The following is a 13,889-nucleotide window of genomic DNA, read 5'->3' as shown; positions in this document are numbered from 1 at the left end:
ATCTTTCAATTTAATAATTGGTTGATGCCATTTTCTTTTTTATAAACTGAAATAGGTTATCTTTTTGGCCTTATTAAAAATACAATTTATTTATAACAGACTATAGCTTTATAGTGTTTCAAATTTCTAAGGGTATTCCCTGAATTTTAATATTCAGAGAATACCCTTGGCTTTTTTATAAGCTATCTGTGTAATTTGCAACTAGTTATTAATCAGTTGGTTTAAAGCTGAAAAGTGTTATTTAGTTTTAGATATTCAAAAAATAGTTGGAACACATGGATAATAAAATGGCTTTCTTATGTATTCTATTACCGTTTCTATGTATAGCTCAAGTGGGTATTAATACCACATCGCCAAATGCAAGTTTGGATATTCAATCCTCTAACCAAACTACACCTACAAATACAGATGGTATATTAATCCCTAAAATAGATGATTTTCCAGTTACAATTCCTACTGCAGCTCAAGATGGTATTCTTGTTTATGTTACTGGAAATGGCGCACCAGCGAAAGGCTTTTATTATTGGGATAATGTGAGTATTTCTTGGATTGCTCTCTCTGGAGCTACAATTCAAAAAATTAATGATTTAAATGATGGCAAATCTGATAATGATGGCTCTGACAATGGATCATCTCTTTTTCTTGGAATTAATTCTGGGGCAGCAGATGATGGCTCTGATAATAGAAATATTGCGGTTGGTTTTGAAAGTTTACATTCAAATACCATAGGCTTTGATAATGTTGCTATTGGATATCAATCTTTATTTAATAATATTGATGGTTTTGGTAATGAAGCTATAGGTTACAGCACACTTACAAATAATATAGATGGCGATGGTAATGTGGCCATAGGACGCAGAGCGTTACAGGATAATTCCTCTGGGTCATTTAATGCAGCAATAGGTTATCGCGCCTTAATTCGAAATACAATCGGCGAGAATAATACGGCCATTGGTAATTATGCTATAGATAATAATAGAGACGGTTCATTAAATACTGGAATAGGATACAATGCGATGTCCAATATGTTTTCAGGAGATGAAAATGTTTCCTTTGGAGCAAATTCATTAGATAGTAATTCTACGGGCAATCAGAATACGAGTATTGGTACAGAATCCTTGTATGACAATACTTCTGGCAGCGGCAATGTGGCTTTAGGATTCCAATCTGGTTCAACCAATACAGGTTCAAATAATATTTTTATAGGGAACAATTCAGGACTAAACTCGTTTGCAGATAATAATAACCTGTATATTGAAAATTTAGGAGGTACAAGTCCTTTAATCTATGGCGAATTTGACAATGATTTATTGCGAACCAATGGCGATTTTGAGGTGGTGAAAACAACCAATTCAACTTTAAAGATAAAAACAAATGATGGCAATTCTTCTTCTATTTCATTATTAGAAGGCGCAGATTACGGTTTTGAATTTTTATATACTGGCTCAGATGATAAATTGAACTTATGGTCCAGAACTTTTTCTGGTAATGAAGCAGAACGTATGACCTGGCTAAAGGATGGAAGAGTAGGTATAAACGATAATGCGCCCAATGCCTCATTGGATATTGAAGCTTCTAATGTAGCAACGCCAACAAGTGTAGATGGTATTTTAATTCCTCGTGTTAATGTGTTTCCTGCAACTAATCCAACAGCGGCTCAAAATGGGATGATGGTGTTTTTAAATTCAAATAATTCATTTTACTACTGGAAAAATAGCACATCGACTTGGACGAAAGTAAATGTTGAACGAATTAACGATTTAGCAGATGGTAAATCAGATAATACAACTTCTTTGTTTTTAGGACAAAATGCTGGTTTATCAAATACATCAGGAACCACGAATACAAGTGTTGGGTATCAAAGTTTGTTTTCAAATACTTCGGGTAACTCTAATTCTGCAATTGGTTATCAAAGTCTGTTTAATAATATTTCTGGCACAGAAAATACGGCATTAGGTGATTCAAGTCTATTGTCTAACACTACAGGAGATGACAATACGGCTATCGGATGGAATAGTCTAAATTCTAATACAACAGGGAATGGAAATACTGCAACTGGGTGGAGTAGTCTTTCTTCAAATAGAACAGGTAGAGAGAATACAGCTATTGGTATTTCTAGTATGTTTTCAAATACTACCGGTCACGGAAATACAGCCTTAGGTTATGAAAGCCTTTATACTAATTCTGGATCAGGTGGTCTTAATGTGGCCATTGGCTATCAAAGTCTCTATTTTAATCAAGGAACATGGAATACAGCTTTAGGTTATCAAAGTTTGTATTCAAATACATCAGGAGGCAAAAACACGGCTATTGGTTACAGGAGCCTTTTTTCAAATATAAATTTATCTGGCAATTTAAATGTCGCAGTGGGTTTTGAAACTTTAGAAAATATAACTACAGGAGGAAGAAATACAGCAATTGGTGCTAATTCGGGTCCTGTAATTGGTGTTTTGAATAACACCACAGCAGTTGGTTATAATGCGGTTCCATTATCCTCGAATACAATTCGTGTGGGAAATGCATCTGTAGCTATAATAGGTGGTTCGGCGAATTGGAGCACGTTTTCAGATAGACGTCTAAAAACAAATATTAGGGAAGATGTAGTGGGCCTTAACTTTATTAAAAAACTGCGACCTGTAAGTTATAACTATAATATGAATGCCATAGCTCATTTTGAAAAAACACCTGATAGTTTACGATTAAAAGATGCTGAGCAATTAAAAGCACAAGAAATACAAACAGGTTTTTTAGCCCAAGAAGTTGAAGCTGCAGCACAAGCTGTTGACTTTGATTTTCATGGTGTGGTCCGTTTTGGTAAAGACGGACTTTATGGGCTTAACTATGCCGAATTTGTGGTGCCGTTGGTCAAAGCCATGCAAGAGCAACAAACTATTATTGAAATACAGCAGGAAGAATTAGACACCCTTCGGAGAGAAATAGAAGAAATAAAAGGACTTTTAAGGCAAGACTAAGATTATTTCAAACAAGTATTGGTAATATTTTAATTAATTTAGAGGGCAATCCAGATTATATGTTTTTGAAGAAAGCACTATTCATATTAATTCTTATCCACCTCTGTTCAATCACTTTTGCACAAACAAAAATCATTGATAGTTTAAAAACACTAACAAAAACGGCTGAAAAAGAAGTTGATAGAGCTGATGCTTTTCAACGTTTAGCTTGGTTGCATATACTAAGAGATTTGGAGACAGCAGAAGCATATAATGATACGGCATATAGTAAATACAGTCAAATCAATAATGAAAGGGGTGTAGCACAGGTCAACTATAAATATGGAGTGATATATCGGTTTTCAGGGGAATACAGCAAAGCTCATAAGAACCTTGATCTTTATAAGAAATTTGCTATCCAGGAAAAAGACAGTATGGCTCAAGCTAATGTAGCTTACCAGAAAGGGGTTGTATATGCGCTTCAAGGTGATTATGAAAATAGTTTAGAATCTTATTTTGAAACACTTCATTGGTATGAGCTTAAAAAGGATACTTCAAGTTATGGGTTTACTTGGAATAGTATTGGAATAGTCCAGAAAAATCTAAAACGCTATAATGAAGCCCTAGAAAGTTTTAAGAAAGCCTTGGATTTTAATCGTATATCGAATAAAAAGGCAGATATAGCTGATACGTACAACAGTATGGCCAGTATTTACTTTTCTAAAAAACAATATACTATAGCCCAAGATTATTATAAGAAAGCCATTGCCATAGATCTCGAAATTGATAATCAATGGGGAATCGCCATGAATTATAATAATTTAGGAAATATAGAAAGAGTTAATGGAAATAAGGAAAAGGCACTTTCATATTTCCAAAGTGCAGCGAAAATTCAGGAATCGAATAACTATGCAAGAGATTTGGTAGGTACTAATATTAGTTTAGCCTCTTTATATAACGAATCCAAAGAGTTTAAAAAAGCGAAAGAAATTCTTGATGCTATACTTCCAATGGCATCAGAATCCATGCAGGATTTAAAGAGTATTCATAAATTAAGTACTGAGGTAAGTGAAGCACTTGGTAATTATAAAGAAGCGTTTTATCATTCAAAAAAGTACAATGAATTTAGTGATGCGCTTGTTAACGAAGAAAATATTAAGTCATTGAACCTGCTTCAAAAGCAATTTGAAACTGAAAAAAAGAATGCTGAAATAAACGCTCAAAGTCTAGAAATAGTAGAACAAAGTAATAGAATTAATAAACAAAAGGTAAAAATGAATTATGCTATAGGTACAGCATTATTATTCTTAATTTTAGCTTTAGCGAGTTGGCTTATTTTTAGACAACGACAGAAACGAAAAAATCAGGAGTTAATTGCAATTAGAAATAAAGCAAAGGTAAATGCACTGGAATCATTAATAGAGGGCGAGGAGAAAGAACGTTTCAGAATAGCCAAAGAATTACACGATGGTGTAAATGGTGATTTATCAGCCATAAAACACAAGTTGTCCTCTTTGTTAGACTTGAATAATAATGTAATCAAAGAGACCATAACTATGATAGATGATTCTTGTAGTCAGGTGAGGGCAATTTCGCATAATTTAGTGCCGCCTTCCCTAGAAAACTTTAACTTAGTTGAAGCTACGGAGAATTATTGTGCAAATTTAAATGCGGTCAATAAAGAAAAAATTGTATTTCAGAACATAGGAAACAACTTACGGATTTCAAAAAAAGCTGAGGTAAATATCTTTAGAATTATTCAAGAACTCATATCAAATGCAATTAAGCATGCAGAAGCTAGTGAAATTACTGTTCAAATAAGTCATAGAGCTAATGAGATTCAAATTACTGTAGAGGATAATGGAAAAGGTTTTGACAGAAATGATGTGGAAATAAAAGGAATTGGCTTAAGTAATATCCAGTCAAGAATAGACTATTTAAATGCCTCTTTAGATTTTATGTCCAATAAAAACGGAACATCTTATACCATTGATATTGATTTAAAAACATTAAATGAAAATTAAAATTGCAATTACGGACGATCACGTTATGGTGCTAAAAGGCATCGAAACGATGTTGGGAAATACTTCGGAAGTTACCATAATTGCATCATACACTAATGCTCAAGAGACTACTGAGGGATTAAAAAAAGCTATTCCTGATGTGCTCTTGCTAGATATTAATCTGCCTGATATAAACGGTATTGATTTAAGTAAGAAACTACTGAAACGCTACCCGGAATTAAAAATTATAGCACTTACAAATTTTGAAGATATCTCCTTTGTAAAACGAATGCTAAAAAATGGTGTTCATGGTTATTTATTAAAAAACACGGATAAAGTTGAATTAATTGAGGCGCTGAAGTCCGTTTTGTCTGGTAACTTGTATATTCAAAAAAGTATTAATGACAAGTTGCTCATGCAAATGTCGTCTTTGTCAACTAACAATGGTTTAGAAATTAAATTAACCAGAAGGGAACATGATGTCCTAGTGGGTATTTCGGAAGAGTTAACAACGAAGCAAATTTCAGAAAAACTATTCATTAGCCCAAAAACAGTGGAAACACATCGAATGAATATTATGAGTAAACTAGGCGCAAAAAATAGCGTTGGGATTATTAAAATAGCTATTGAGAAACAGCTATTATAAGTGAGGCCAATTGAATTTTTTTAATTTGTAAATAAGCTGAATTTGAAACGTAGTCTTTGGTTGTAGGGAACTGAAGCAAAGCATTTATCAAGACTATTTTTGATAAATGCTTTTTTTATAATTATGACATATTGATGTAACTTTGTGGACTAAATTAGTTACATGTCAAATAATATATACATAGGTTACAATTTTATAGTAAAACCATTACAACCAGCTACCGAAATCTTAATAGCAGAACTGGGCTATACAGGTTTTGAAAGTTTTGTGGAAACCGAAGAGGGCGTAAGCGCATACATTCAAAAAGAAGAATGGAACGAAGATATCTTGAGCGATATTCACATTTTAAATTCCGACGAATTCGAAATCACCTATACTTTTGAAGAAATAGAACAAACCAACTGGAACAAAGAATGGGAAAAAAACTTCAATCCTATCATTGTAGATCATTTAGTTTCCGTTCGTGCACCATTTCACGAAAAACCAGATACCAAATATGATATCATCATAGAGCCTAAAATGAGTTTCGGTACAGGTCATCATGAAACCACACACATGATGATTCAACATATTCTGAAAAATGATTTTATAGGCAAATCAGTGTTGGATATGGGTTGTGGTACAGGTGTCTTAGCAATTTTAGCAGAAAAGGTCGGAGCCACAAAACTTGATGCAATCGATATTGATAATTGGTGTTATTTGAATAGTTTAGAAAATGTAGAACGAAACGATTGTAACCATATTTCGGTGTATGAAGGTGACGTAAAATTATTGGAAGGCAAGACTTACGACAGTATCATAGCTAACATCAATCGCAATATATTGCTTCAAGACATTTCAACTTACGCCAAGTGTCTAAATAAAAACGGAATGCTCTTTTTAAGCGGGTTTTACAAAGAAGACATTCCAATTATTGAAGCCGAATGTAATAAACAGATGTTAAAATTGACTGAAACTATACAAAAAGGACAGTGGGTATCGTTAAAATTTATAAATTAGTATAACTAAAGTTTAACCATGGCGTTTTCCCTTAGTGGAAACGTCCGAAGGACAAAGGGGATGACAAAAGAAAAACATTCAGAAGAACTTCTCTTAAAAGAAGAAGTATTAAAAGAAAACGAAATTGTATTATTTAATGATGAGGTCAATACGTTCGATCATGTTATCGACACCTTAATATACGCTTGTGATCACATGCCAGAACAGGCAGAGCAATGTGCATTATTAGTGCATTATAAAGGGAAATGTACAGTTAAAACAGGTTCCTACGACGATTTAGAACCACGATGCTCCAAGCTCTTACAAGCTGGACTAAACGCAGAAATAGTTTAAAAAAATCCCACTTTATGTGGGATTTTTTATTACAACTAAATATTATTTCATTTATTTCGACATTCTGCCAACAGCACAACTCACAAAAGATTTTGCTTTCGTTGGTATGGAATTAGTTTCACCCTTAATAGGATATCCTAAGGTAGTTAGCTTTTGCTTTACCTGTTCAATTTCAAGTTCTGAAATAGCATTAAAACTTACTTGATCTGTATCGTTATTTACAACCACTTCAGAAACACCATTTAATTTTGATAGTTGTGTTATAATTGTATTGGCACAACCACCACATTTTAGGTTTTGTATATAAAATGTATTTTTTTTCATGTTGTTTTATTTGCGTTTGCAAGTATTCCACCCAAATAAGGTGTATAATGGGCAGAAACTGATGAAACTCGTTAATAAAAATATGATGGACACAGCCATTAAAACATAAGCTAATGTGCCTTCAATGACATTAAAATAATAAAGTAAAGCGATGACAATTGCGGCAATTATTCTGACTCCTTTATCCAAAGCACCCATATTCTGTTTCATGATGAATAAATTTTTAAAATCTGTTAGTCAGTTAGTTAAAGCGTAGATGGACAAACAAAATCCGTTGTCTTTAAATCGGTGTTTTTAATAGCACCAAATCCACCAGCAATATCAATTAATTTATCATAGCCTCGTGCTTTCAGGATCGAAGCAGCAATTACAGAACGATAACCACCAGCACAATGTACATAATAGGTTTTGTCCTTACTGACGTCATCCATCTTTTCATTAATAAAATCCAAGGATAAATGTTGGGCATCTTCTAGATGCGACGATAGATACTCACCATCTTTGCGAACATCTAAAACATTTAAGTTATCCTGTTTTGCTCTGTTAGCAAATTCCTCAGCTGAAATTGATTCTAATGTTTCAATATCTTTACCTGCTTTTTTCCAGGCTTCAAGTCCACCTTCTAGAAAACCTAAAGTGTTGTCATAGCCAACACGAGATAACCTTGTAACGGCTTCTTCCGATTTACCTTCAGGAACCACAAGAACGATTGGTTGTTTGATATCCGTTATTAAAGCACCAACCCAAGGTGCAAATGAACCATTTAATCCAATAAAAATAGAATTAGGAATATGGCCTTTTATAAAATCGGATTGAGGTCTTACATCTAAAACCAATGCGGATTCATGATTTGCCAATGCTTCAAATTCTTCAGGATTAAGAGGAACATTACCAGTTTTTAATACAGTATCAAAAGTATCGTAGCCCATTTTGTTCATCATGGCATTCTTAGCGAAATATTGTGGAGGTGGAGGGATACCGTCGAGAACTTCTTTTACAAATTCTTCCTTACTCATATCAGCACGCAACGCATAATTGGTTTTTTTCTGTTCTCCTAAAAGACCAGACGTCTCCTTACTTAAATTTTTTCCGCAAGCCGAACCTGCACCATGAGCAGGATATACAATAACATCATCTGCCAAAGGCATGATTTTATTTCGAAGCGAGTCGAATAGCATACCTGCTAAATCTTCTTTGGTTAAATCGGACTTTATCGCTAAATCAGGTCTTCCAACATCACCTAAAAATAAGGTGTCACCAGAAAAAATAGCGTGGTCTTTTCCATTTTTGTCTATTAATAAATAGGTTGCCGATTCCAATGTATGACCTGGCGTGTGCAGAACCTTTAAAGTTACATTTCCTAGTTTTAATTCTTCGCCATCTTTAGCGGAATGAATATCATATTGAGTCGTTGCACCTGGACCAAAAACGATGGTAGCACCAGTTTCTTTAGCCAAATCTACATGACCAGAAACAAAATCGGCATGAAAATGCGTTTCTAAAATATATTTTATTTTGGCGTTGTTGGCCTTAGCCTTGTCAACATACTGTTGTACTTCCCTAAGTGGATCAATTATGGCAACTTCGCCTTCAGATTCAATATAGTAAGCGCCTTGCGCTAAACAGCCTGTGTATAATTGTTCAATTTTCATATTTAAAACATTACGTAATACAAATTTACAAAACTTCAATTTTTGAAATGTGATATTTATCACAAAGTGTGTTAAAAGAGCTCTCTATAAACAATGTAAATAGCCATTACAATTGTAAAATAACCAAATCCTGTTTTGAGTTTTTTTCCACTTATATATTTTGAAAAATACGAGCCTATAAGAATTCCTATAATTGAAATGAAGGTGAATATCAATAGGAAATTCCAATCAATTGCGATATTGGATACATCACCAAGAAAGCCGAACAACGAATTTACAGCGATGACAAATAATGACGTGCCTATCGCTTTTTTCATAGGTAGTTTGCCTAAAATCACAAGTGTTGGTATAATTAAAAATCCGCCGCCAGCTCCTACAATACCCGAAAAAACACCAATAACTGTAGCTTGAAACGCAATCATGGGATAATTGTGTTTTAGACTTTTTGTTTCTGTAGGAGAGATATTTTTTCTTCCTTTAATCATAGAATAACTCGCCAAGAGCATCACCAGAGAAAAGAAAATCATGATGAAAATATCATTGGTAACATCAAAATCATTAATGGTAAAAACCACATCTGGTATTATAGGGACAAAATACCGTCTTGTAAGATAGACGACTATAAATGCAGGCACAGCAAAAACAATTGCTGTCTTTACATCCACCAAGCCTTTTCTATAATTTTGAAATGCTCCAAAAACGGATGTTATTCCTACAACAAATAAGGAGTATCCAGTAGCTACAATAGGATTTAATCCTATGAGATAAACCATAATAGGAACCGTTAAAATAGAACCACCTCCACCTATTAAGCCTAGTACCAGACCAACAACCAGTGCACCTAAATATCCTAATATCTCAACGAGTTCCATTTAATGCGGCAATTTGTCTCTTAATAATCCGTAAACATAAGTCCCTAATAAGGCAGCTGCAATTACAATGAGAATTGAGAATGCTCCTGTACCAAATAAAATGTACATTGGACCAGGACAAGCGCCACATAATGCCCAGCCCAGTCCAAAAATAGTGCCACCTAATATATAGTTTGTAAAGCCACGTTCTTTTAAAGGTACTCTTAAAGTTGAACCTTTAATGGTTTTTATTTTTTTCATTTTAGAAAAAGCCAATAATATGATGCCAGTTATAACGGCTGTACCTATAATGCCATACATATGAAAGGATTGAAATTTAAACATTTCAAAAATGCGATACCAAGAAACCGCTTCAGATTTTACCAATACAATGCCGAAGAAAATGCCGACCAGAAAAAATTTAATATACTTCCCCATAGTTAAAATAGTATTGGATAAAAAAGGTGAATCATGATTAGTCCTCCCAAGAAAAAACCAATCACGGCTATTAGTGACGGAACCTGTAAACTGCTTAAACCCGTAATAGCATGACCAGAAGTACAACCTCCAGCATATCTTGTACCGAATCCTACTAAAAATCCACCAACAATGAGTATTAAAATACCTTTAATGCTAAACACGGCATCCCAGCTAAATAATTCGGGTGGCAATAAACTCTCACCAACATTTTGAAATCCGAGAGCAGTTAAATCGTTAACTGTCGCTTCGCTGAGGTCTATGTTTATAGGGTTTGACAGCCAATAATGGGCTATGAAGCCACCAACGATAGCGCCAAGGACTACCACGAGATTCCATCGTTGGCTTTTCCAATCGAAATTGAAAAATTCAGTTCTTTTTCCTGCGCCTCCAATGGCACATAACGTTCTTAGGTTTGATGACATACCGAAGGTTCTACCAAAATAGAGCAGAAGAAACATGACTAATGCAATCAAAGGTCCTGAGACAAACCAAGGCCATGGCTTTAAAATGTATTCCATAAAATTAGATTAATGCAAAAATAGGATTCTATGATTTAAGACTGTGTTACAAAAGTGACTAAAAGTCTAAAACAATGATTTTGTTTCTGCCGAGTTCAATTTTTTGTTCGCGTTCCAATTGTTTTAAAAGTCGAGAGATAACAACTCGAGAAGTATTTAAATCTTCGGCAATTTCTTGATGTGTTATTTCGAGACTGGTTGAAGCATTGAGTTTTACTTGGTCAGTAAGATATTTAAACAAGCGCTCATCCATCTTCATAAAAGCGAGTGTATCTATGGTTTCCAGCATTTCGTCAAAACGAACCTGATAACTCTGCAGAATAAAACTTCTCCAGCTATCATTGGAATTAAACCACTTTGTCATATAGGAAATAGGAATCATAATAACGCTAGCATCTTCATCTGCAATAGCACGAATTTTACTAACAGATTTGGCCATACAACAAGTGAGGGACATGGCACAAGTATCACCAGTTTCTAATACATACAATAACAGTTCATGGCCATCATTATCTTCTCGCAACACTTTGATGTTACCTTCTGTAAGTAATGGAATATGAGTTAATTCTTGGCCAATATCTATAATGATATCGTTTTTTTTGAACGTTTTTAATTGTGCGACATTAGAAATATCGTCGATGATAGTTTCATCAAACAAATAACTGAATTGCTCAAGGTTTTCTTTAGAAATCATGGTCCAAAAATAATCATTTTGAAATTTGAAATAAATAGTTTGGTAGATTTTTAATTTATGTAGTATATTTGCATCCCAATAAAAAGGCCTCGTGGCGCAACTGAATAGCGCACTTGATTACGGCTCAAGAGGTTACAGGTTTGAATCCTGTCGAGGTCACCAGTGAAACCAATGCTTTCAAGCGATTTTGAAAGTGTTGGTTTTTTTATTTGCAGAATATTTGCAGAATATATAGTATTTAATTCACTAGTTAGTTCAGTCATATTGCTTATTTAGTGTTTCAAACTGATGATTTAGTAAATGTAAACTAAAAAATACGATTTGAGAGAATTTTCATGATTAGAAGAGAAGAAATCAATAAATTATGTTGAGTAATTGAGTACTATTAGAAACATAATTAAACTACTCATTCACTCACTAAAAAAAATACTATCACATAATTTTATACAAGGCTATGTAAATAAAATAAAAAATAGAATAAGAGTAACCCTATCTCAATTATTCTATTTTGTGCACTCCAAATAATAGAAATAAAAACCCCTGCATTTTTTCACCTAGAACTTTTCGTAATATAGAAAATGCTTTTGTAATATGAGCTTCGACAGATTTAATAGAAACGTTTAAATACTCGGCAATCTCTATATTTGTTAATCCATCTTTCTTGCTTAGCAAAAATGTTTGTTTACATTTAGGAGGGAGGTTTTCAATCTCTTGATTTACTATTGTTATAAGTCGATCTAATGAGTTTTCATCTTCCTCAACAATAGAACTCAAAGCGTCAATATATTTCTTTTCAAGCTCAATAACCGATTTCTTTTTACGATACTGGTCTATAAATTCATTGTATACAGATCTATATAAATAATTTTTTATTGAAAAATCATCCTTAAGCTGTTCGCGTTTCTTCCAAATGTTAATGAAGACGTTTTGCACGATGTCTTCAGAATAATCATGGTCATTTGTAAGTCCGAAAGCATAGATACATAATTTATGATGAAATGAATCGACCAAATGCGTATATGCTTTTGGTTCGCCATTTTTTAATGACTTAATAAAATCCGTGTCATTTTTAAAAACTTGTTGCACTGTGAAGTTGATATAATTTAGTATGATTTAATGCGAAATTATAAAAAAACTTATCAAAAAAGTTAGGGTTGTGCAATTTTGTTTCGTTTTACTTATATACAATGAGATTTCAATGATATCGAAAAACAACCAAAATTTAATTGTTAAATATTTAGTAAACCAAGCCACTTCTCAAGAATTGGATGAATTAGAACTTTTGCTAAGAGACCCAGGTAACGTAAAGGAATTTAACAGTTTTGTAAAAACTAATTATTTAATAGAGTTTAATTTGAAGACATTTGATGCAGATAAAACAAAGAAAAAACTTCATCATCTTATTAAAGAGGATAAAAAAGTTTTAAGACTTAAAACAATACAAAATTATTCTAAATATGCGGCTATACTTGCAGGAATAATACTTTCAATTTACTTTTTCAAAAATGGAATTTATGAAAAACCTGTAGTTGATAATCCGGTAATTGTAAATTCTACAATTGAACCTGGTACAGATAAAGCTACATTGACATTAGAAGATGGTTCTCAAATTGTATTAGAAAAGGGTGAGTCTTATCAAACACATAATGCTAGCAGTAATGGCGAGGAAATTATTTATGAAGCTGAAAAAAGAAATAAAACAGAGGTTGTATATAATTATCTGACTATCCCTAGAGGAGGTCAATTCTTTATTAAACTTTCTGACGGTACACAAGTTTGGTTAAACTCTGAATCTCAACTAGAATATCCAGTAAGTTTTATTGAAGGTGAAGCTCGTAAGGTTGAGTTAGTATATGGCGAAGCTTATTTTGATGTGTCACCTAGTTCAGAACATGGCGGATCTAAATTTAAAGTATTTAATCAATCTCAAGAAATTGAGGTCTTAGGAACAGAATTTAATATCAAAGCCTATAGAGATGAAACCAATATCTACACAACTTTGGTAGAAGGTAAAGTCTCGATAAACTCAGCGATATCTAATCAAATATTAAAGCCCAATCAGCAAACTAATCTTAATCTAAAGGAGAAATCATTAACGATTTCTGATGTTGATGTTTATAATGAAACGTCTTGGAAAGAAGGTGTTTTTAGTTTTCAAAGAAAGCCATTAGGCGATATTATGAAAGTATTATCTAGATGGTATAATATAGATGTACAATTTAATGATGTTGAAATCAAAAATGCTGGTTTTAATGGTGCTATAGGGAAAGACCAAAAGCTTGAAGATATATTAGAAACTATAAAAAACTTTGGTGTTATTAAAAATTATGAAATTGAAAAACAACGAGTAATTCTAAAATAGAAAATAAAAAAGAGGGCGAAGTCAAACATTTTGCGGTGAATCAACTTCGTCCCTCTAGACTGTACTAATTAATATC

At 33.2% G+C, this 13,889-nt stretch carries 14 protein-coding genes and 1 tRNA gene; 7 read left to right on the top strand and 8 right to left on the bottom strand.

The window, feature by feature from the left end; all coding sequences use genetic code 11:
* The first annotated feature begins 275 nt into the window (after positions 1-275).
* From HM990_RS14135 to HM990_RS14115, 5 genes are all read left to right on the top strand, one after another.
* Positions 276-2,972, top strand: a complete 2,697-nt coding sequence (locus HM990_RS14135; protein WP_178989581.1) for a tail fiber domain-containing protein — start codon at positions 276-278, stop codon at positions 2,970-2,972.
* A 65-nt stretch (positions 2,973-3,037) separates the two neighbouring features.
* A complete protein-coding gene (locus tag HM990_RS14130) occupies positions 3,038-4,975 on the top strand; it encodes a tetratricopeptide repeat protein (protein WP_178989579.1) in 1,938 nt (645 codons plus the stop codon).
* Entirely contained in the window at positions 4,965-5,600 is a 636-nt protein-coding gene (locus tag HM990_RS14125; protein ID WP_178989577.1) for a response regulator, read from the top strand. The genes HM990_RS14130 and HM990_RS14125 overlap by 11 nt, the downstream gene beginning before the upstream one ends.
* Positions 5,601-5,762: 162 nt before the next feature.
* Complete coding sequence (prmA, locus tag HM990_RS14120) at positions 5,763-6,599, top strand: 50S ribosomal protein L11 methyltransferase (protein ID WP_178989575.1); 837 nt, start codon at positions 5,763-5,765, stop codon at positions 6,597-6,599.
* Between the two features lie 60 nt (positions 6,600-6,659).
* Positions 6,660-6,932, top strand: a complete 273-nt coding sequence (locus HM990_RS14115; RefSeq protein WP_178989573.1) for an ATP-dependent Clp protease adaptor ClpS — start codon at positions 6,660-6,662, stop codon at positions 6,930-6,932.
* Between the two features lie 51 nt (positions 6,933-6,983).
* On the opposite strand, the gene HM990_RS14110 is transcribed toward HM990_RS14115, so the two are convergent.
* From HM990_RS14110 to HM990_RS14080, 7 genes are all read right to left on the bottom strand, one after another.
* Positions 6,984-7,256, bottom strand: coding sequence for a heavy-metal-associated domain-containing protein (locus HM990_RS14110; protein ID WP_178989571.1), 273 nt, complete (start codon positions 7,254-7,256; stop codon positions 6,984-6,986).
* Between the two features lie 6 nt (positions 7,257-7,262).
* Complete coding sequence (locus HM990_RS14105) at positions 7,263-7,466, bottom strand: YgaP family membrane protein (RefSeq protein ID WP_178989569.1); 204 nt, start codon at positions 7,464-7,466, stop codon at positions 7,263-7,265.
* 35 nt (positions 7,467-7,501) lie between these two features.
* Positions 7,502-8,908, bottom strand: coding sequence for an MBL fold metallo-hydrolase (locus tag HM990_RS14100; RefSeq protein WP_178989567.1), 1,407 nt, complete (start codon positions 8,906-8,908; stop codon positions 7,502-7,504).
* Positions 8,909-8,979: 71 nt separating this feature from the next.
* Positions 8,980-9,780 (bottom strand): sulfite exporter TauE/SafE family protein, encoded by an 801-nt coding sequence (locus tag HM990_RS14095; RefSeq protein ID WP_178989566.1) that lies wholly within the window; start codon positions 9,778-9,780, stop codon positions 8,980-8,982.
* Complete coding sequence (locus tag HM990_RS14090) at positions 9,781-10,197, bottom strand: DUF6691 family protein (protein WP_178989564.1); 417 nt, start codon at positions 10,195-10,197, stop codon at positions 9,781-9,783. It lies immediately after the preceding gene.
* A 2-nt stretch (positions 10,198-10,199) separates the two neighbouring features.
* Entirely contained in the window at positions 10,200-10,757 is a 558-nt protein-coding gene (locus HM990_RS14085) for a YeeE/YedE family protein (RefSeq protein WP_178989562.1), read from the bottom strand.
* 58 nt (positions 10,758-10,815) lie between these two features.
* The gene (locus HM990_RS14080; RefSeq protein WP_178989560.1) at positions 10,816-11,451 is read right to left on the bottom strand and encodes a Crp/Fnr family transcriptional regulator; all 636 of its coding nucleotides are present in this window, start codon (positions 11,449-11,451) and stop codon (positions 10,816-10,818) included.
* A gap of 85 nt (positions 11,452-11,536) precedes the next feature.
* Here HM990_RS14080 and HM990_RS14075 point away from each other — a divergent pair.
* A tRNA-Arg gene (locus HM990_RS14075) sits at positions 11,537-11,613 on the top strand.
* 336 nt (positions 11,614-11,949) lie between these two features.
* On the opposite strand, the gene HM990_RS14070 is transcribed toward HM990_RS14075, so the two are convergent.
* Entirely contained in the window at positions 11,950-12,537 is a 588-nt protein-coding gene (locus HM990_RS14070) for an RNA polymerase sigma factor (protein WP_178989558.1), read from the bottom strand.
* 112 nt (positions 12,538-12,649) lie between these two features.
* On the opposite strand from HM990_RS14070, the gene HM990_RS14065 reads away from it, so the two are divergent.
* Positions 12,650-13,813: a FecR family protein gene (locus HM990_RS14065; protein ID WP_178989556.1), complete on the top strand. Its 1,164-nt coding sequence runs from the start codon at positions 12,650-12,652 to the stop codon at positions 13,811-13,813.
* The last annotated feature ends 76 nt before the right edge of the window (positions 13,814-13,889 follow it).

Source organism: Winogradskyella schleiferi (assembly GCF_013394655.1).
GTDB lineage: Bacteria > Bacteroidota > Bacteroidia > Flavobacteriales > Flavobacteriaceae > Winogradskyella > Winogradskyella schleiferi.
Note: the sequence above shows the minus strand (reverse complement) of the source record. Positions and strands in the feature narration are given on the sequence as shown.